Here is a 19,684-nt window from a genome sequence, read left to right on the forward strand (position 1 = left end):
TAAAAAGAAGTGTGAGATATGATAATATGCCCGAATTGCAAAGAAGAGATAGATGATGACTCACTATACTGCGATCAGTGTGGCCAGATGCTTTTATTCTGTGAAACTTGTGGTCATGTGGGTATAGGGAAACGATGCACAAATTGTGGTGGCTTTATGGGTAGTTCTAAATCTTCTGATGAAGAACTGAAAAGTATTCCATTGTCAGATCTGGTTTTGTCAAATGCACAGCAATGTATTAGTATGTCTGTATCTAATGGTGATATAATAGGACGTAGAGTTGGAGTGCATAAACACTTGTTTGAGAACAATATGTACATTTCCGGTCAGCATGCACAGTTTGTTTATTCTTCATCAGATGGGTGGGGAGTCGTTGATAAGAATTCATCGAATGGAACAATGGTCAATGGAAATAAATTATTACCAGATAAAATTCATATACTGAAAGACGGTGATTTGTTGATGATTGCCAATTTGAAATTGCAAGTAAGCATAGTATGAGATATATAAATGTTTCTGCGTCATGCCATATCGGTAATATACGGGATCATAACGAAGATATGATTCTCGTTGCCGATAAATTCATACGAGACAATAGTCTCGACATGAATTTATCTTTATTGGATTCCAATCGGTTTGTCATTGCGTTGGCTGATGGTTTGGGGGGATATAATTCTGGTGATATTGCAAGTGCGGAAACATTGTCTAATTTAAAGTTTTTTATAGATGATTTACCGGATTTATTGACAACAGACGGTTTAAAGAATTTGTTGAATAATTGGTTAGGTTCAATAAACCAGATCGTATCTTCGCAGGGTTATGTAAACCCACGATTATCTAAAACGGGAACGACATTGGTCGGTATAATATTTTATGGAAATAAATTCTTTTGGATGAATTGTGGTGACAGCCGTTTATATCGTCTGCGAAACGATGAGATCGTACAGATTTCCACAGACCATTCAAGTTCCGTTGTAGATACCGATAATCCGGTGAAAGGTGTTACCAATTGTATTGGTGGCGGGTGTAAAACCACATATCTTGATATAAACGAATTTACCGACATTATTGAAGATGGAGATATTTATGTCTTGTGCTCCGATGGTCTAAGTGATATGCTTTCCGATACAGAGATAAGAAGAATTTTGATGAGAGGCGGTAATGCCGATGTATTAAGCGCTGTGGCTATTGCGGCAGGTGGTTATGATAATGTATCGGTATGTGTAATGAAGATTGTTTAAAAATATAATATAAGAAAATGCCATTAAGATTACCGGACAGGCTGCCGGCCATAGAACTTTTAAAGCGAGAGAATATTTTTGTGATGGATGATTCACGTGCCACTTCTCAGGATATAAGGCCGTTGAAAATAGTCATCCTCAATCTTATGCCTTTGAAGATAACGACAGAGACAGATCTTGTTCGTCTTTTATCTAATACTCCTTTGCAGTTGGATATCAGTTTCATGAGGTTAAAGAGTCATACGCCTAAAAATACGCCGATAGAGCACATGTTAATGTTTTATCGTGATTTTGAAGATATGTCGAAAGAAAAATTCGATGGTATGATAATAACCGGAGCTCCGGTAGAGACGTATGAATATGAAGATGTGACATATTGGGATGAGATTAAAGTTATTTTTGAGTGGGCCAAAAGTCATGTCACTTCTACGCTTTATATATGTTGGGCTGCACAGGCCGGTCTTTATTATCATTATGGAATTCCCAAGTATCCGCTTGCGAAAAAGAAATTCGGTATATTCAGTCAGTATGCTATGAATCCAAGGTTACCTATATTCAGGGGATTTGATGATATTTTCAATATGCCTCACAGTCGTCATACCGAAATTCGCCGTGGTGATATATTAGCTACCCCCGAGTTGTCTCTTATAGCGGAATCATCTGAGAGTGGTGTCGGTATAGTCATGGCGCGTAATGGTCGTGAGTTTTTCATAACGGGCCATTTCGAGTATGCTCCCGATACATTGGATAACGAGTATAAACGCGATAAGTATGTGCGCGACGATGTGGACATGCCGATAAATTATTATCGTGATGACAATCCATCCAATCCGCCGCTTATGACATGGAGCGCACATGCCAATTTGTTTTATAATAATTGGATAAACTATTACGTTTATCAGGAGACACCGTTTGATATAAATAATATAAAGTGATAGAGTTAGAACTTCTTGCCCCTGCGAGAGATTTAGAGTGTGGTAAGGCCGCCATAGATCATGGCGCAGATGCAGTGTATATCGGTGCCGAGCGTTTTGGTGCCCGTGCTGCCGTTGGTAATTCCGTAAGTGATATAGGCGAGTTGTGCCGTTATGCCCACCGCTTTGCGGCAAAGGTGTATGTTACGGTAAATACTATAATTTATGATAACGAATTAGATGATACCAGTAGTCTCATTGAACAGTTGGAGAATGTTGGTGTTGATGCGGTGCTTGTTCAGGATATGGCGGTTATGGGCATGGTGAAAAAGGCGGCAAGACATGCCAGTACGCAAACGGATAATCGGACGCCTGAAAAAGTACGGTGGCTGAGAGATATTGGTTTCCGTAGGGTCGTCCTGGCGCGTGAGCTGTCCATATCGGAGATAGCGGAAATACATGATAAGGTTCCGGATGTTGAGCTTGAAGTGTTCGTTCATGGCGCTTTATGTGTTGCTTATAGTGGCTTGTGCTATGCTTCGCAATATTGTTTTAATCGTTCGGCAAATAGGGGTGAGTGTGCCCAGTTTTGTCGTTTAAAGTTCGATTTGTCCGATTCTTCAGGCAAAGTAATAGAGCGAAATCGTCATCTTCTGTCATTAAAAGATATGAATCAGAGTGCCAATCTTGAAAGACTTGTCGATGCGGGGGCGACTTCTTTCAAGATAGAAGGCAGACTGAAAGACATATCTTATGTGAAGAATGTCACGGCGGCATATAGTCGTTTGCTGGATGATATTGTTCGCAGGAATAATGGAAAATATCGCAGGGCATCGCTCGGGCATTGTAATCATGGTTTTAATCCGGAACTTTCAAAGTCGTTTAATCGTGGTTTTACAACATATTTTGCCGATGGCCGTCAATCGGATATGGCATCAATGGACACTCCGAAATCAATCGGCGAATTTGTCGGAACGGTCAAGGAAATACGTGGGACTTCATTTAATGTTGCGGGGGTGTCAAGTTTTGCGAATGGTGATGGGATATGTTTTATTAATGATAATCATGAACTTGAAGGTTTTCGTATCAATAGAGTAGAGGGTAACAGGCTTTTCCCCCTGAAAATGCCTTGTAATCTCCATGCCGGAATGAAACTTTACCGTAATAATGATGTCGTTTTTGAACGACTATTGTCTAAGTCCGGTCAGATAAGGAAAATACCGGTTGCAATGTTTTTGACGTCCACCGAAGATGGATTTGTCTTGAATGCCGAGATAAAAGGGCTGTGTGCTGCATCGTTTGTACTCAAGGCAGAACATCAACCGGCATTAACTTCTCAGAGAGAGAATATAATTCGTCAACTGTCAAAACTCGGAAATACAGTTTATGAATGTTCGGAAATTATTGTGCCGGATGATTTTGATTATTTCATTCCTTCAAGTATTCTTTCCGAAATGCGGCGCTCCGTTATAGACAAATTGGAACGTATGAGCGGTTCTTTTCCGGTAAATGGCAATTGTTTGGATGAGTCAAAGGTGTCTTCCGTGCCTGAGTATCCAGATGCCGTGATGTATAATATATCCAATAGCCGGTCACGTACGTTTTATGAAAGGAAAGGTAAGACATCTTTGAAACAGGCTTTTGAGCTTCAACGAGATACAGATGTTCCAATAATGCAATGCAGGTATTGCCTGCGTCATGCGTTAGGATTTTGTATGAAAAATGGAGGGAAAAAAGCACAATGGCACGAACCGCTTTATCTGTCTTTACCGGATGGTCGTCGTTTTCGTTTAGAGTTTGATTGTCGTAACTGTCAGATGAATATATATAAATGAAAAAGATAGTTTTTTATATTTGTTTTTTGTTGTTGTCGGTTTCTTGTTACAATTCATCGACACCAACTCCTGACGCATGGAGCACCACTGATTTGCGACAGATAGACTCTGTCTCTTTTTTCACTACGCATCATTACTCTCAGAACTATAACTTTCTTGTTAAAGCCGATACATTGCGGTTGGTGTGCCAGGCACCTGATGAATTGCCTTTTGATTCTGCTTCGGTTACTCGTGGAGATCGCGTTGTCGTTGCGGACATAATGATAATGCCTGCTGATACCATTGATTCTGTATGGGTGAAGATTGCTCGTGACCAAGCCACCCAAGGGTGGGTGCGCGAGGTCGCCATGTTGCCTGCTGTGCAACCGGATGATCCTATATCACAGTTTATTGATGTCTTTTCAGATACACATCTGCTTATTTTTCTTGCTTTTGCTGTCATCGTGACGGCCATTTATTTATTACGGCTTATAATGAGGCGTCATGCTCATATCGTTCATTTTCACGATATAAATTCATTTTATCCGATGTTATTGGCATTGCTCGTGTCGGCATCGGCTGTTTTCTATGCCACTATCCAGTTGTTCGGCAATGAATCTTGGCGGCATTTTTATTATCATCCTTCCCTTAATCCGTTTGGATTGCCGTTTCATCTTGGTATATTCGTCACTTCTGTTTGGGCTATAGTTATTGTAGGAATAGCGACTGTCGACGATGTTTTCCGTAAACTTCCTTTTGCAGATGCGTTATTATATGTCAGTGGGCTGATGGCTGTTTGTGCAGTTGATTATGTGGTTTTCAGTATATCCGCATTATATTATGTAGGCTATCTGTTACTTGTGGTATATATTATTTGGGCCGTTTCACAATATTTGAAAAAATCGCGTACAAGATATTATTGTGGTAATTGTGGAAGGGAGATGACAGAAAAGGGATTATGCGGTTTTTGTGGTGCGGTTAACGAATGATTGATTTATTTATAATAGAGAAGAGAAATAGAAAACAGTGTTTCCATTAAACAATAATCTTTAATGGAAACACTGTTGTATTTTACGGGTTTTCCTGATGATTATCCCTTATTATTTGGGGATCCCCGATTATTTCAATTTTGATTGTACAAAAGATTCAAGTTCGGCACCTCGTAGCCCTTTAGCTATTATAGTACCCTTATTGTCTACTATAATAGTTTGTGGAATGGAGCGGACGTTCATCATTTTTGCGGCAGCGTTGTTCCAACCTTCCAAGTCAGAGAGCTGAACCCATTTAATGCCAAGATTTTTGGTTGCGTTTTCCCAATCTTGCTGTTTCTTATCGAGAGAGATACCTATTATCCCGAGCCCTTTGGAGTTATAATCGTTATATAGTTTGACGACGTTCGGCATTTCTTGACGGCATGGTCCGCACCAACTTGCCCAGAAATCGATAACGGTAAGCTTGTGTTTTGCTATTTCACTCATTATGCTTTGGGGTTTGCCGTTGATGTCATTCATCGTGAAGTCGTTTATTTTCTTGCCGATTGCCGTGGTCTGTTCTTTTTCAAGTCGTTGACTGAGCATTTTTATTGTGCTCCTCTGTCTCACTTTCTCCGGCAGAAGGTTTACCAATTCGAGATGTGTGACCGGGTCAAGAACTCCTTCATAATATATGACAATAAAATATCCGAGCTCATTCTTTATATTCTTTTTTGCATAATCGACAATAATATTTTTGAAGTCGTTTCTTAACGCCTTTATTTCTTTTTCCTTTGCGTCAAGTTCGTCTTTGCCTAATTTGTTCTCATAAATAAGCTGTCCTATTCGTTCTATTTTCTGTGCGAGTACGGTCGAACTGTCTACCACTTTCTGCCATTCATTGTTTATAGAGGTACCGGATACTTTTGTGACCGGTCGTTCAGACAAGTATTGTCCGGAAATGGCGGACTGTCGGTCTTTTGATATTTCAATCTTGATTGTACCGGGTTCGATGAAAAAAGGAATGACGAATTTCCGCCGGTATTGGTCTTGGATGGCACAGAGTATGACAGAATCTGCTTGCCCTTCCAGTTCGAATGTTCCGTCTTTCACTACAATTGTATCGCCGGGAATGCCTTTTTCTACATCTGTAATCAGATACAGGATATCTCCGTCGGTCAGTGCCGTACCGCTTCCTTTTATGTGGTATGTATCAGACTGGCAGGCTGCAAACATACAACTTGCAGCCACCAATCCGATGAATGTCATGAAAAATTTGCTCATAAATAAATTTTTGTTATTAAAACTTATCGTATTATACTAAATACAGATTACTGATGCTTTCATTATGGATAACTCTTCTGATAGCTTCGGCAAACATGTCCGCAACGGAAATCTGCTTTACTTTTGCACAACGGTTCGTGTATGGTATTGAGTCTGTGAATACAATCTCTTCCAATGATGAGTTTTGTACGCGCTCACTGGCCGGCCCGCTCATCACGCAGTGGGATGCACAAGCGCGCACGGTCAGTGCGCCGGCCTCTTTCATTATGTCGGCTGCCTTTGTTATTGTGCCGGCCGTGTCCACCATATCGTCAATGATAATCACATTTTTGTTTTTGACATCTCCGATGATCTGCATGCTCTCAACCACGTTGGCTCGTGCACGTGTTTTATTGCATAGCACGAGCGGACATCCAAAATATTTGGCATAAGTGTTGGCACGTTTTGAACCTCCCACATCCGGTGAGGCGATAACCATGTCTTTGAGTTTTAGACTTTGCAGATATGGCATGATTACACCTGAGGCATACAGATGATCGACTGGTACGTCGAAGAAGCCTTGGATTTGGTCCGCATGCAGGTCCATGGTTATCAGTCTGTCTATTCCGGCGACGCTGAGTAGGTCGGCAATGAGTTTTGCGCCGATGCTTACTCTTGGCTTGTCCTTGCGGTCTTGTCTTGCCCATCCGAAATATGGGATTACTGCATTGATAGTGCGTGCCGAGGCTCTTTTGGCTGCGTCTATCATCAGCAGAAGTTCCATCAGATTGTCTGAGTTGGGGAATGTGCTCTGAACGAGGAATACATCGCGGCCGCGAATAGATTCCTCATAAGATACCGAAAACTCGCCATCTGAAAATTTGGTGATGACAAGCTGCCCCAATGGGCAATCCAAACTTTGGCAGATTTTTTCTGCCAAATATCTCGTGCTTGTTCCCGAGAAAACCAAGTAAGAGTTTTTTGTACTCATTGTTTTGTTTGTTATATTCTTTAATAATTTGCTAATCAGTTGATTATCTTACGAAGCCTTTCGAAATGGTTTATCAGTTCCTTGTAGTCAAGTTCGTGATGGATGTTGAACTTGTTCCATAAGTCTTCGCATATTACTACGCCTCCAAATCCGAGGTCTTTTGCCATATATGAGTTTTCCGGGTTTATACCACCTAGGGCATAAACTTTTTTATCTATAAGTCCTTTGCGTGATGCCTCTTTAAGTTCTTCTGCTGAGAATGCGCCTTTTATGCTTTCCCCATTCCGGCAGTCAAACACATTATTAAGAAAAACATAGTCGGATTTCTTTTTAGCGTCTTTGAGCTCTTCTATCGAATGGCATGTGCGGCATACTCGTCCCTTGTATCCTTGTGGTACGGGTTTTATGGCATCATCGATGTGAATGCCCCGTAAGCGATATTCCTCTTTCAGGTAGAAATGCTCATGAACGGTTATCTTACAGTGATAATCATCGTTAAGCAATGTCAGAAGTCGTTCTGAGTATATAGGTGTAGAGTTTGGTTTATATAAATGTAGATTGTCCAAACCCTCATCAAAAAGTGATGTGAGTATCTTGTCTTCTTCCACGAAAAATGTGGGTTGGGTCATGATAATGAGTTTCATATCCGGATATACTCTTTTCGATGTGCAAACTTACACATTTTTTTCGACTTAACGTTAGTCTTTACTTAAAAAAAAGCGTGGCTTTATAGGAATTGCTGTTTTTAAACGGTTTGGGTTCAAAGTATTCTCAATATTATTTTATATTTGTTTTGTAAATTAAATGTCACATATTTTTCAAATTAGTGTTTGTATATTTATGCGTTTCTTCTTATTATATAAGTGTTTGTATATTTGATGATAAAAGAAAGTACTTTGTTTTTTGATAGGTTATTTGTCTTTTTACATTTGCGTTATGCTTGTTTTGCATTCGGTAACCGGTTGCACTGCGTTTAGTATCCCGTTGCACTGCGTTTAGTATCCCGTTGCATTGCGTTTAGTATCCCGTTGTAACACAAAAAGCCTCCCAAAGCAGTGCGTTGGGAGGCTTGTAATATGTGGGCTGTAGATATGTGTTATTACAGTCATGTGGTGTACCGGCTATTATAGGTCATACGCCGGTGGCAGCATGGTGCGCATGTGCTTATGATAAATAATGATACAAACGTGTTGTTCGGCTTGTATTCAATGGCAAGAGATTGTGTTTTTTATGATGATTATCATTTTTTACGGTAGGTGATGATTGCATAAACATGCATTTTTCAGGTTTGGTGTCATGTGGCTTTTGTGATTGTTTGTAAAGATATATCATGTCTGGGGATTTTGGGTGGATTTTGTTTAAATCAAAGTTACAAAAAAACTAATGTCTGTGCAAGCCGTATTACTATATATATTATGATATAATATTATGGAGCGGCAATAATTTTTTTCGTGTTGCGTTTGTGAGGCCGGTATGTAAATATTAACCTGTTTCTTTTGGTGTAGTCTTTGATTTGAGTTAACTTTGCAATTAATTATGTCACAACCGTTAGCAGAAAGATTGAGGCCGGGGACACTCGATGACTATATAGGCCAAAAGCATATAGTGGGAGAGGGGGCGGTATTGCGCAGAATGATAGATTCAGGGCGCATATCTTCGTTTATTCTTTGGGGGCCTCCCGGGGTGGGCAAGACCACTTTGGCGCAGATAATAGCAAATAAACTTGAGACACCGTTCTACACACTAAGTGCTGTCACAAGTGGAGTGAAAGATGTGCGTGATGTCATTGAAAAAGCGGGGAAAGGCCGATTTTTCAATGAAGCGTCTCCTATATTGTTTATAGACGAGATACACCGTTTCAACAAGTCACAGCAAGATTCTCTGCTTGGTGCCGTGGAGAAAGGCACTATCACTTTGATTGGAGCCACGACGGAAAATCCCTCGTTTGAGGTTATACGGCCTTTGCTTTCGAGATGCCAGTTGTATGTTTTGAAATCTCTTGAGAAGGAGGATCTGCTCGAACTTCTTGATAGGGCTTTGAAGAAAGACATAGTGTTGAAAGAGCGCAATATTGAGTTGAAAGAGACAGACGCACTATTGCGTTATAGCGGTGGGGATGCCCGCAAACTGTTAAACATACTTGAAATAGTAGTGGAGTCTTCATCGGATTGCGATGTTGTGATAACGGATGATATGGTGGTGGACAGGCTCCAACAAAATCCGCTTGCCTACGATAAGGACGGTGAGATGCACTATGACATAATATCAGCGTTTATAAAGAGCATACGTGGAAGCGATCCGGATGCGGCGCTTTATTGGCTCGCACGGATGATAGAGGGAGGAGAGGATCCTAAATTTATAGCCCGCCGGCTTGTGATCAGTGCAGCTGAGGATATAGGACTGGCCAACCCTAATGCTTTGTTGCTGGCTAACACGGCTTTTGAAGCGGTGAATAAAATAGGATGGCCGGAAGGACGTATACCGTTGGCCGAAGCTACGGTATATCTGGCCACAAGTCCTAAAAGCAACTCGGCTTATCTGGGAATCGATTCGGCTTTGGGGGTGGTGCGCAAGACCGGCAACCTGCCTGTGCCGCTACATCTTAGAAACGCTCCCACCAGACTTATGAAAGACATCGGTTATAGTGACGGATATGTTTATCCGCATGATTATCCAGGTAATTTTGCCGCCCAGCAATATTTGCCTGACGAGATATCGGCATTGCGTCTTTGGCACGGTCAGCATAACTCTGCGGAGGAGAAGCATTTGGCGAAGATGCGTTCATGTTGGGGAGAAAGATTTGATGATTGACAGCATGAAATGAGAGAAAAGACAAAAAACAGATGTATTAAGAAACATGTAAAAGATGAAGATTGTAGTATTAGACGGATATAGCGTTAACCCGGGAGACTTGTCATGGGAACCGTTTGAAGACTTGGGTGAACTGACGGTATATCCGAGTACAAAATCGGAAGAGACGATAGCGCGTTCTCTCGGAGCGGAAATTCTTCTTACAAATAAGGTGATTATAGATAAAAATGTGATGGATGCTTTGCCGGATCTGAAATATATAGGTGTCTTGGCAACAGGATATAATGTCGTGGATACGGAAGAGGCGGGAAAACGCGGGATCGTAGTGACCAATATCCCGGCGTATAGTACAGACAGTGTCGCGCAGATGACATTCGCACATTTGCTGAACATAACGAACCGTATTGGTCATTATGCAACTGAAAATAGAAAGGGACGGTGGAGCGGAAACAGGGATTTTTGTTATTGGGATACACAGATACCTGAGCTGTCGGGAAAGACGCTTGGTATTGTCGGGCTTGGAAATATTGGTTTGAAAGTGGCGGAGATAGCCCGTATTTTTGGTATGGACGTATTCGCTTTCACTCATCGTGACGCAAGCTCGATGCCTTCCGGTATTCAGAAAACCACTCTTGACGGACTGTTGTCCACAAGTGATATTCTCACTTTGCATTGTCCGCTTACGGCGGAGACATGTGAGATGATAAACAGTGATACGATAATGAAAATGAAGCGCGGTGCTATATTGATAAACACGGGGCGTGGAAGGCTGGTTAATGAGCGTGATGTGGCTGAAGCTCTTGTAAGCGGCCAACTTGCAGCGTATGGTGCCGATGTTATGTGCGAAGAGCCTCCGTCATCCGATAATCCGTTGTTTGGTGCTCCAAATGCGTTTATAACTCCCCACATAGCATGGGCAACATTAGAAGCTCGCATGAGGTTGATGACTGTCGCGGCAGGAAACGTAAAAGCTTTTATGGATGGATTACCAGTAAATGTAGTTAACGGATGAACGAAGAGATAAACCTTTCAGCTGTACCTTATATAATAGAGTTTCTCGGAACGTTCGCTTTTGCCATATCGGGTATCAGGCATGCGGCAGCCAAGCATTTCGATTGGTTCGGCGGTTATGTGTGCGGCATAGCAGTGGCAATAGGTGGTGGCACGATACGTGACGTGATGTTGGGTGTCACCCCTTTTTGGATGACAGATCCGATATATATGGTTTGTACGGCATTGGCTCTGTGTGTGGTTATTGTGTTTTCGAAGCACATGGAACGGTTGAATAATACTTGGTTTGTGTTTGACACTTTGGGACTGGCTCTTTTTACAATATCCGGGATACAGAAAAGCCAGGCATGCGGACAGCCGTTCTGGGTGGCGATAATAATGGGATGTATAACAGGATCGGCAGGTGGGGTGATACGCGATGTGTTGCTTAATAATGAACCGGTGATATTCAGAAAAGAGATTTATGCGATGGCATGTCTGCTTGGAGGAATAACGTATTGGGGACTGTCAGAAATTGATTTTCCGGTCGAGGTAACTGTTATGGCAAGTTTTATTGTAACATGTACAATACGTTTTATTGCGGTGAAATATCATATATCATTGCCGCATCTTAAATGAGAAAGTTATAAATCACCCCATGTCTCAAAAGTTAGCGGAACTTTTGAGACATGGGGTGATTTATATATGTTAGTGAAATCTTCTTTTGGGGGTCAGTTCATTTGCGGATTATATTTCTAACGGTAGTAGGATTTACGGTTATTTCTTTTGGGGCTTTTTCCCGCCACGTCTGCGTCCGTTTCCCTTTCCGTTCCCTCTGCCATGGCGTCTTGTCCCACATCTGTTTGACTGAGTGTTCTTTTCCACCTTATACTCCGGACCTTTACCGAGATTTTCAGGAAGCGGATTTTTAGTAATCACTTTCTCAAGGAATTCCTCAATCTGCTGGAACTTATAAATCTCTTTTTCGTTCACGAATGTTATTGCCGCTCCGTCCCTGTCTGCTCTTGCGGTTCGTCCGATGCGGTGAACGTAGTCTTCGCAGTCGTGTGGGACATCGTAGTTTATCACCATTAATATGTCATCAATGTCTATACCTCTGGAAACTATATCTGTGGCTACGAGTACGTCTTTCATTCCAGCCTTGAATTTGAACATCACTTCGTCTCGTTCTTGCTGTGTGAGATCGCTGTGCATCTGGCAGCAGTTTATTTTCAGGTTTCGCAGTTCGCGGGCAATATCTTTTACTTTGTCTTTCTTACCGGAGAAAATAATGACCCTTTTTAATTGGTTTGTAGCAAAAAGATGTTTTATTATTCCAATTTTCTGTGTGTCATAGCAAACGTATGCCGATTGTTTTATTTTTTCGGCCGGCTTGCTCACCGCTATCTTAATCTCAACAGGATTATTGAGAATAGTACGTGCAAGTTGCTGTATTTTATCCGGCATCGTGGCGGAGAACATGATTGTTTGTCGTTCTTTCGGCAGTTTGGCGACAATTTGCATTATATCATCGCTGAATCCCATATCAAGCATACGGTCAGCCTCATCGAGTACAAAAAAACTTACTTTACTCAAATCTATGTGTCCCATTCGGATATGGCTGAGCAGTCGTCCAGGAGTAGCTATTACAACATCAGCACCCATCCGCAGACTTTTCATCTCTTGATCGTATCTGTTTCCGTCGTTTCCTCCATATACGGCAACGCTGCTTATGCTGTCAAGATAATAACCGAAGCCTTGCATTGCCTGGTCTATTTGTTGGGCAAGCTCTCTTGTCGGTGACATAATAATGCAGTTAATGGCGTCTTTGGGATATTCGCCATCATCGAGCATGCTTAATATCGGCAGCAAATATGCAGCTGTCTTACCGGTTCCTGTCTGTGCAACTCCAATGACATCGTTGTAATCCAATATTTCAGGTATACACTTTTCTTGTATCGGTGTACAATCCTCAAAACGCATGTCATAGAGTGCGTCCAGTATGTTGTCATTTAAATATGTATCTTCAAATTTCATTAATTAGGTGCTTTTTTATAACAAAAATATGCAATTATAAAATATAATAGGTTTGGAATCCATGCAGCAATTACCGGTGGGGTATTTGCGTTGATGGCAAAAGTGGAACTTACTGTTTGCAGAAGTATATAAGAAAAACTCAAAATCAGACCGATACCGAGATATAACCCCATTCCGCCCTTGCGCTTTCTGGCACTAAGGCTCAGTCCTATGATGGTGAGAATGAACGATGCGAAACACGTGGCTATTCGCTTGTGATACTCTACCTCATATTGAACTACATTACCGGAGCCGCGGTCTTTTTGTTTAGATATGTAGCGTTTGAGTTCTGGACTTGTGAAAGTTTCTTGTTGTCCCTTGCTGAAAACGAGATCCATAGGCTCCATCATTATTGTTGTGTCTTTCTCAAATCCGGATGTGATATGTTCCTTCATTCCTTTTAATGTTCTTATTTTGTAGCTGATGGCTTTCCAGTGATAGCGTGAATCGGATATGGTGTCGTATTTGATCACATTGGCTGTCATTTGACTTACAAGTTTTTTGTTCTCGAATTTGTATAGCGAGAAACCAAATCCGGTCTTTGTCTTGTCGTCGTATTGAGCTATATATGCAATAACTCCTTTACCCACTTGAAGTTGTATGTTTGTGGCTGACGTTTGTTTTTTGCTGTTCTTATATTGAGATTCGAAGTTATGGCGTATTACAGTACCTTTGGGAATGATGTAAGAACCAAGATAAAAATTCAATACGGATATCATCGCGGCCGAAATCATGTATGGTCTTAGCAGGCGCTTAAAACTCATGCCACATGCCAACATCGCTATAATCTCTGAGTTACCGGCAAGTTTGGATGTGAAAAAAATAACGGCAATGAAAACGAACAACGGACTGAACAGGTTGGCGTAGTATGGCACGAAATTAGCATAGTAGTCAAAGATTATGGCTCGTAAAGGTGCGTGATATACGCTGAACTTGGCCAGATTATCATTAATATCCAATACAATGGCTATACTTATGATAAGGAATATTGAATAGATATATGTTCCGATGAACTTTTTTATGATATATCTGTCGAGACGTTTGATATACCTGAATGGATTGAAAATGCCAAGTTTGTGTATGACATGACTGTAACATCCGTTGTATTGGTCTGTCGAATGCCGGAATTTTAGTATCTTATGCAATGGGTTACTATTATAGAATCTCATGTCTATAAAAACAGTTATTAAACTCTTCGGCCTAAATCATCTATGACACTACGCTTCCATGCAACAAAATCTCCTTGTTCGATATGGTGTCTTGCGTCGGTAACGAGTCTTATATAGAAAGCAAGATTATGGATGCTGGCTATTTGCATGGCGAGAAGTTCCTGTGCCTTGAACAAATGATGAAGATATGCTTTTGTATATATACGGTCAGTTTCACATCCATCCTGGTCTATAGGTGAAAAGTCGTCTTCCCATTTTTTATTGCGCATGTTCATTGTTCCGTTGTATGTAAAGAGCATCGCATTTCGTCCGTTGCGTGTTGGCATGACGCAATCGAACATATCTACGCCGCGCTCAATAGCTTCGAGAATGTTCTGTGGGGTCCCTACGCCCATCAAATATCTTGGCTTTTCTTTTGGAAGAACCTCATTGACAACTTCAATCATATCGTACATGACTTCTGTCGGTTCGCCAACAGCCAGACCTCCGATGGCATTTCCGTCAGCATCTTTGTCTGCAATGTATTTTGCCGCATCACGACGCAAATCTTTAAACGTGCATCCTTGAACTATGGGAAATAAAGTTTGCTCATATCCGTACAAAGGCTCGGTTTCATTGAAACGTTTTATACACCTGTCAAGCCAGCGTTGTGTGAGTGCCAGGCTCTTTTTCGCATATTGATAATCACTGTTTCCGGGAGGACATTCATCAAATGCCATTATGATGTCAGCACCGATGGCACGTTCAGTATCCATAACGTTTTCCGGAGTAAAGATATGTTTTGAGCCATCTATGTGTGATCTGAATTCACATCCTTCCTCACGCAGTTTTCGTATACCAGTGAGCGAAAAGACTTGAAATCCGCCAGAATCCGTTAATATAGGTCTGTCCCATCCTCCGAAACGGTGAAGACCTCCCGCCTTTTTAAGAATATCAAGTCCGGGACGCAGATACAGATGATATGTATTGCCTAATATTATTTGGGCTTTGACTTGCTCTCTCAACTCTGAGAAATGAACACCTTTCACACTGCCACAAGTTCCTACCGGCATGAAGATAGGTGTTTTTATCACGCCGTGTGCAGTGGTGATAATACCTGTTCGTGCGTCTGACGAACTGTCGGTATGCAGTAATTGGAATTTCATTATTTCTTATCTTCCTCTATTTCAAATATTAAAGGATTGTCAACAGTTTCCTCTGTGAGGGCAAAGTCCCATACGTCTTGGACATTTTCCACATAATGGAAAGTGATACCTTTAAGGTAGACATCAGGAATTTCATCTATGTCTTTCTTGTTTTCGCGACACATTAAAATATCCGTTATGCCGGCTCTTTTGGCTGCTAATATCTTTTCTTTTATTCCTCCGACAGGCAATACTTTTCCTCTCAGTGTTATTTCACCTGTCATGGCCGTATTCTTTCTTACTTTGCGTTGGGTAAGTGCCGATGCTATAGATGTTGCAATGGTTATTCCGGCAGAAGGCCCGTCCTTGGGAGTGGCGCCTTCAGGGACATGAATGTGAATGTTCCAATTATCGAAAATCCTGTAGTCGATATTCAATTTGTCAGCATGTGCTTTTACGTATTCCAGTGCGAGTACAGCCGACTCTTTCATTACGTCTCCCAGATTTCCGGTAAGTGTAAGCTTGGTTCCTTTTCCTTTGCTCATGCTTGTCTCTATGAACAATATCTCTCCGCCCACACTTGTCCATGCCAAACCGGTTACGACTCCCGCATAAGAGTTTCCCTGATAAATATCCCGATAGTAGGGGGGCTTTCCGAGAAGGCTTTCAATTTCAGTAGGAGAAATCTTATTATATGGCAATAAGCCTTCTTTGGCTTTTGTGAAAGCGAGTTTTCTCAAAGCCTTGTTTATTTGCTTTTCAAGTTGACGAACTCCGCTTTCTCTTGTGTATTGCTCTATTATTTTTTCAATCGCAGACTTATTGAAAGCCAATTTTTTTTCATCCAACAGGCCGGTACTGTCTTTTTCTTTTGGAATAAGATGCCTTTTGGCAATCTCGATCTTCTCTTCTGTGATATAACCGCTTACCTCTATAATTTCCATGCGGTCAAGCAATGGTCTTGGTATTGTATTAAGTTCATTTGCCGTAGCAATGAAGAGTACTTTCGACAGATCATAGTCCACATCGAGATAATTATCGTGAAAAGCTGTATTTTGTTCAGGATCGAGAACTTCGAGCAATGCTGAAGCTGGATCTCCATTGACTGTATTTTGTGTTACTTTGTCAATTTCATCAAGAATGAAAACCGGATTGGAAGAGCCTGCTTTTTGTATGTTCTTTATTATTCTTCCGGCCATGGCACCGATATATGTACGCCTGTGACCTCTTATTTCGGCTTCATCGTGTAATCCGCCAAGAGACATACGCACATATTTCCTGTTCATTGCATCGGCGATACTTTTTCCGAGACTGGTTTTTCCGACTCCCGGAGGTCCATAGAGGCACAAGATGGGTGATTTCAGGTCTCTGCGTAGACTCAAAACGGCAATGTATTCAAGGATTCTTTCCTTTACTTTCTCCATTCCATAATGGTCTTTATCAAGGACTTTCTGTGCTTTTGTTATGTTTAGGTCGTCTTCTGTATATTCATTCCAAGGAAGTGAGACAAATGTCTGGAGATAAGTGAGTTGTATGTTGTACTCCGGGCTTTGTGGATTTAATTGGTCGAGTTTGTCCAGTTCCTTCATGAATATAGTCTCGACATCCTCATTCCAAAGTTTTGTTGCAGCTTTATCCAGTAACTCTTTTCTTTCCGGTGAGCCGTCGCCGTTACCTATCTCAGCCTGGATATTCTTTATCTGTTGTTGTAAAAAGTAGTTTTTCTGTTGCTCGTCTATGTCATCACGAGTCTTATTTCTTATATCCTGTTTAAGACTCTGAAGCGCAAGTTCTCTGTTTATTATTCTCAAAGTATAGAAGAGCCTGTCTTTGATGGAGTCCATTTCCAATAATTCCATCTTTTCTTTTATCGAGAATAGCATATTGGAACATATAAAGTTCAATGCCATGACATCGTTGTTCACATTCTTGATGGCAAAGGTTGCCTCTTCTGGAATATCGTCGTTGATTTTTACGTATTCGGCAGTAGTGTTACGTAAATCTTCTATTGCGGTTGTAAACTCACTGTCGTTATTATCAGGAAAAGTTTCATGCGCAACTTCAACCTTACCTGTAAGATAAGGTTTTTTGCGTATGATAGAAGTTAGTTTCAGTCTGCCTAACCCTTGTATAATTGCAGTGATATTATTATTTGGCAGGCTGAGAATCTTTACTACTTTTGCAAAAACTCCGTATTCGTAAAGGTCATTTTTGGAGGGTTCGTCTATATCCGGATCTTTTTGGCATACAATGCCTATGGGTGTACCGGAAGCTTCTGCTTTTTTTATCAACGTCATGCTTGATTCCCTACCGATAAGTATAGGAGAAACCACACCAGGGAAAAGCACAAGATTTCTTACAGCAAGTATGGGCATGCTTTCCGGCATGTTTATATTGGAAAGGTCGCTGAAATCGCCTTCTATATCGGCAATCATTGAGAATGCCTTGTTATTTTGCTTATTACTCATTACTTATTTAATAATTCAAAAGTGCAAAGTTACTAAATATCAGCGGAAAAACAGAAAAAAAAGGTAAAGAATGAAATGAAAGCGTGTAAATATCTTGTAAAGTACTTGTTTGGTTTATACAAAAGCATGTAATGTGGATAGTGTATTTAAATACATATACTATATGTGCCCGTACTTGAAAAAATAATTCATGTACGGGCACAAAGCACTGTAAGTTTGTATTGTTTGTTCTAGTAAAACCGTTTTTTATTTATTGGTGTTGCTCACGTAATAAATCATTAACTGTTTTTACCGGATTGAATGTTGATAGCGGTACTTCTACGAATATCGTATTCCAATCGCTCATAGCACCGTTCCACAGTCCTGGCAGTTCAAGTGCTTTCAGTTCTTTGCCGTCCTTGCTCTTACTGCTGATAAATCCTGTCGCCTTGTCAACGAAATCTGGTAGGTTGAAAGATTTTCCTTTATAGTCTTTTACGGCACACACAAGGTCGACAGGATTGAAATGTGTTCCAGTAGTAAACATTTTCATATATTCTTGATTGTTCTTGTCAATCTGGCTGCTTTCCAATATTTGGAGGCTTACGGTACCGTCTTGATTGTAAGTAAGGAATGGACCTCCACCGGGTTCACCTACGTTTTTGACAACACCGCATACACGCATAGGACGATTGAGCTTTTCTTTGAGATAAATCACAAGTTCCGTATCTTCAAGATGCTTTATGTCTGATTTTCTACAGCATAATTCTTGCTGTACGAAACGTATTATCTCTTCAAGTTTTTCGTGGTTATATTTGCCGGAGTCAAGCGTGTTTAGGTGCTCGAATGCCTTTTTCTGCAATGAGACGAGAATGCCGGCAATGACTTGCTTGTATTCAATTGTGTCTGCTTTTAACCTGTCCGGTACTACATTATCGATGTTCTTGATGAATATTACGTCTGCGTCAATGTCGTTGAGGTTCTCTATCAGAGCTCCGTGTCCTCCAGGACGGAACAGAAGGCGTCCGTCGGTGGTTCTGAACGGAGTGTTGTCCGCATTTGCCGCAATGGTGTCTGTACTTGATTTCTGTTCAGAGAAAGTTATATTGTAATTAATATTGTATTTTTTTGCATATTTGTCTGATTGTTGAGATACTTTTTTCTCAAAAAACTCCATGTGTTCGTTGCTTACAGTGAAATGTACATTTGCTTCTCCATTACTTGCCGCATATAGAGCACCTTCTACAAGATGTTCTTCCATGGGAGTGCGTGCCCCATCCTCATATTTGTGGAAAATCAGCATGCCTTTTGGAAGTTGGCCATAGTTAAGTCCTTTACTTTCAAGCATGTTGGAAACAACAGCTTTATAGTTGTTCTCGCTTATAAGTTCTTTTATTCCTTTTTTCTCGTTTTTGAGACAGATGTCATCAAGTGCGTCATAGAATGCGAATTTTTCTATATTATTGAAGTAATGCTTCTCAAAATCGGTTGACGGTGTATCATAATCGGAGGTAAGGAAAGTGAACATATCTTTAAACATGCGGCTTGCCGCTCCCGAGGCAGGGACGAACTTTACGATTTTATGACCTTCGGCTTTGTAGTTGTTCCATTTTTTTTCGAAATCGGAACGCTCATCGGTGTTTGGTGAGATTATTCCTTGTGAGATGCTTGCCGCAGCTTCCAACTTAAGGAATGGAAATCCCGTTTTGAATTGTTTTAACTGTGTCTCGATTTGTTCAGCAGTCATGCCTTTGGCGGCAATTTGTTTAAGGTCTTCTTGTGATAACATAATTTATTGTGTTATTAGTAATAATGCAGCAAATGTAGTAACTTTTTATCTAAAAACCGAATAAATCGGATAAAAATCGTATCT

General features: G+C 40.9%; 16 protein-coding genes. 8 read left to right on the forward strand and 8 right to left on the reverse strand.

From position 1 onward, the window contains the following. The first annotated feature begins 18 nt into the window (after positions 1-18). From HPS53_RS05350 to HPS53_RS05370, 5 genes are read left to right on the forward strand one after another with little or no spacing between them, the layout of a single operon-like run. Entirely contained in the window at positions 19-501 is a 483-nt protein-coding gene (locus HPS53_RS05350; protein ID WP_172204863.1) for an FHA domain-containing protein, read from the forward strand. Continuing rightward, complete coding sequence (locus HPS53_RS05355; protein WP_104369106.1) at positions 498-1,241, forward strand: PP2C family serine/threonine-protein phosphatase; 744 nt, start codon at positions 498-500, stop codon at positions 1,239-1,241. Before HPS53_RS05350 ends, HPS53_RS05355 begins: the two co-directional genes overlap by 4 nt. Positions 1,242-1,258: 17 nt before the next feature. After that, a complete protein-coding gene (gene metA / locus HPS53_RS05360) occupies positions 1,259-2,176 on the forward strand; it encodes a homoserine O-succinyltransferase (RefSeq protein ID WP_172204865.1) in 918 nt (305 codons plus the stop codon). Beyond that, positions 2,173-3,990: a U32 family peptidase gene (locus HPS53_RS05365; protein WP_172204867.1), complete on the forward strand. Its 1,818-nt coding sequence runs from the start codon at positions 2,173-2,175 to the stop codon at positions 3,988-3,990. The genes metA and HPS53_RS05365 overlap by 4 nt, the downstream gene beginning before the upstream one ends. Beyond that, positions 3,987-4,958 carry a beta-carotene 15,15'-monooxygenase gene (locus tag HPS53_RS05370; protein WP_104369109.1) on the forward strand — a complete coding sequence of 324 codons (972 nt, stop codon included), beginning with the start codon at positions 3,987-3,989 and terminating at the stop codon, positions 4,956-4,958. Before HPS53_RS05365 ends, HPS53_RS05370 begins: the two co-directional genes overlap by 4 nt. Before the next feature lie 129 nt (positions 4,959-5,087). On the opposite strand, the gene HPS53_RS05375 is transcribed toward HPS53_RS05370, so the two are convergent. From HPS53_RS05375 to HPS53_RS05385, 3 genes are read right to left on the reverse strand one after another with little or no spacing between them, the layout of a single operon-like run. Continuing rightward, positions 5,088-6,224, reverse strand: coding sequence for a TlpA disulfide reductase family protein (locus HPS53_RS05375; protein WP_104369110.1), 1,137 nt, complete (start codon positions 6,222-6,224; stop codon positions 5,088-5,090). Positions 6,225-6,255: 31 nt separating this feature from the next. Next, on the reverse strand, positions 6,256-7,194 hold the full coding sequence (locus HPS53_RS05380; RefSeq protein ID WP_172204869.1) for a ribose-phosphate pyrophosphokinase: 939 nt from the start codon (positions 7,192-7,194) through the stop codon (positions 6,256-6,258). A 35-nt stretch (positions 7,195-7,229) separates the two neighbouring features. Further along, positions 7,230-7,838 (reverse strand): thiamine phosphate synthase, encoded by a 609-nt coding sequence (locus tag HPS53_RS05385; RefSeq protein WP_104369112.1) that lies wholly within the window; start codon positions 7,836-7,838, stop codon positions 7,230-7,232. A gap of 892 nt (positions 7,839-8,730) precedes the next feature. Here HPS53_RS05385 and HPS53_RS05390 point away from each other — a divergent pair. The 3 genes from HPS53_RS05390 to HPS53_RS05400 are packed head-to-tail and all read left to right on the forward strand — an operon-like array spanning position 8,731 to position 11,634. Further along, complete coding sequence (locus HPS53_RS05390; RefSeq protein ID WP_172204871.1) at positions 8,731-10,005, forward strand: replication-associated recombination protein A; 1,275 nt, start codon at positions 8,731-8,733, stop codon at positions 10,003-10,005. Positions 10,006-10,060: 55 nt separating this feature from the next. After that, on the forward strand, positions 10,061-11,017 hold the full coding sequence (locus HPS53_RS05395; RefSeq protein ID WP_172204873.1) for a D-2-hydroxyacid dehydrogenase: 957 nt from the start codon (positions 10,061-10,063) through the stop codon (positions 11,015-11,017). After that, positions 11,014-11,634, forward strand: coding sequence for a trimeric intracellular cation channel family protein (locus HPS53_RS05400; protein WP_172204875.1), 621 nt, complete (start codon positions 11,014-11,016; stop codon positions 11,632-11,634). The genes HPS53_RS05395 and HPS53_RS05400 overlap by 4 nt, the downstream gene beginning before the upstream one ends. A gap of 138 nt (positions 11,635-11,772) precedes the next feature. Here HPS53_RS05400 and HPS53_RS05405 read toward each other — a convergent pair whose 3' ends face one another. The 5 genes from HPS53_RS05405 to HPS53_RS05425 form a co-directional block, all read right to left on the reverse strand. Then, complete coding sequence (locus tag HPS53_RS05405; RefSeq protein ID WP_172204877.1) at positions 11,773-13,032, reverse strand: DEAD/DEAH box helicase; 1,260 nt, start codon at positions 13,030-13,032, stop codon at positions 11,773-11,775. Further along, positions 13,032-14,240: an LptF/LptG family permease gene (locus tag HPS53_RS05410; RefSeq protein ID WP_104369117.1), complete on the reverse strand. Its 1,209-nt coding sequence runs from the start codon at positions 14,238-14,240 to the stop codon at positions 13,032-13,034. The genes HPS53_RS05405 and HPS53_RS05410 overlap by 1 nt, the downstream gene beginning before the upstream one ends. A gap of 17 nt (positions 14,241-14,257) precedes the next feature. Beyond that, positions 14,258-15,385, reverse strand: coding sequence for a tRNA guanosine(34) transglycosylase Tgt (gene tgt, locus HPS53_RS05415; protein ID WP_172204879.1), 1,128 nt, complete (start codon positions 15,383-15,385; stop codon positions 14,258-14,260). Then, the gene (lon, locus tag HPS53_RS05420) at positions 15,385-17,832 is read right to left on the reverse strand and encodes an endopeptidase La (protein WP_253942820.1); all 2,448 of its coding nucleotides are present in this window, start codon (positions 17,830-17,832) and stop codon (positions 15,385-15,387) included. The genes tgt and lon overlap by 1 nt, the downstream gene beginning before the upstream one ends. 250 nt (positions 17,833-18,082) lie before the next feature. Further along, entirely contained in the window at positions 18,083-19,600 is a 1,518-nt protein-coding gene (locus tag HPS53_RS05425) for a DUF4301 family protein (protein WP_104369119.1), read from the reverse strand. Positions 19,601-19,684 lie beyond the last annotated feature (84 nt).

Source organism: Prevotella sp. PTAC (assembly GCF_013166535.1).
In the GTDB taxonomy this organism is placed as follows: domain Bacteria; phylum Bacteroidota; class Bacteroidia; order Bacteroidales; family Bacteroidaceae; genus Prevotella.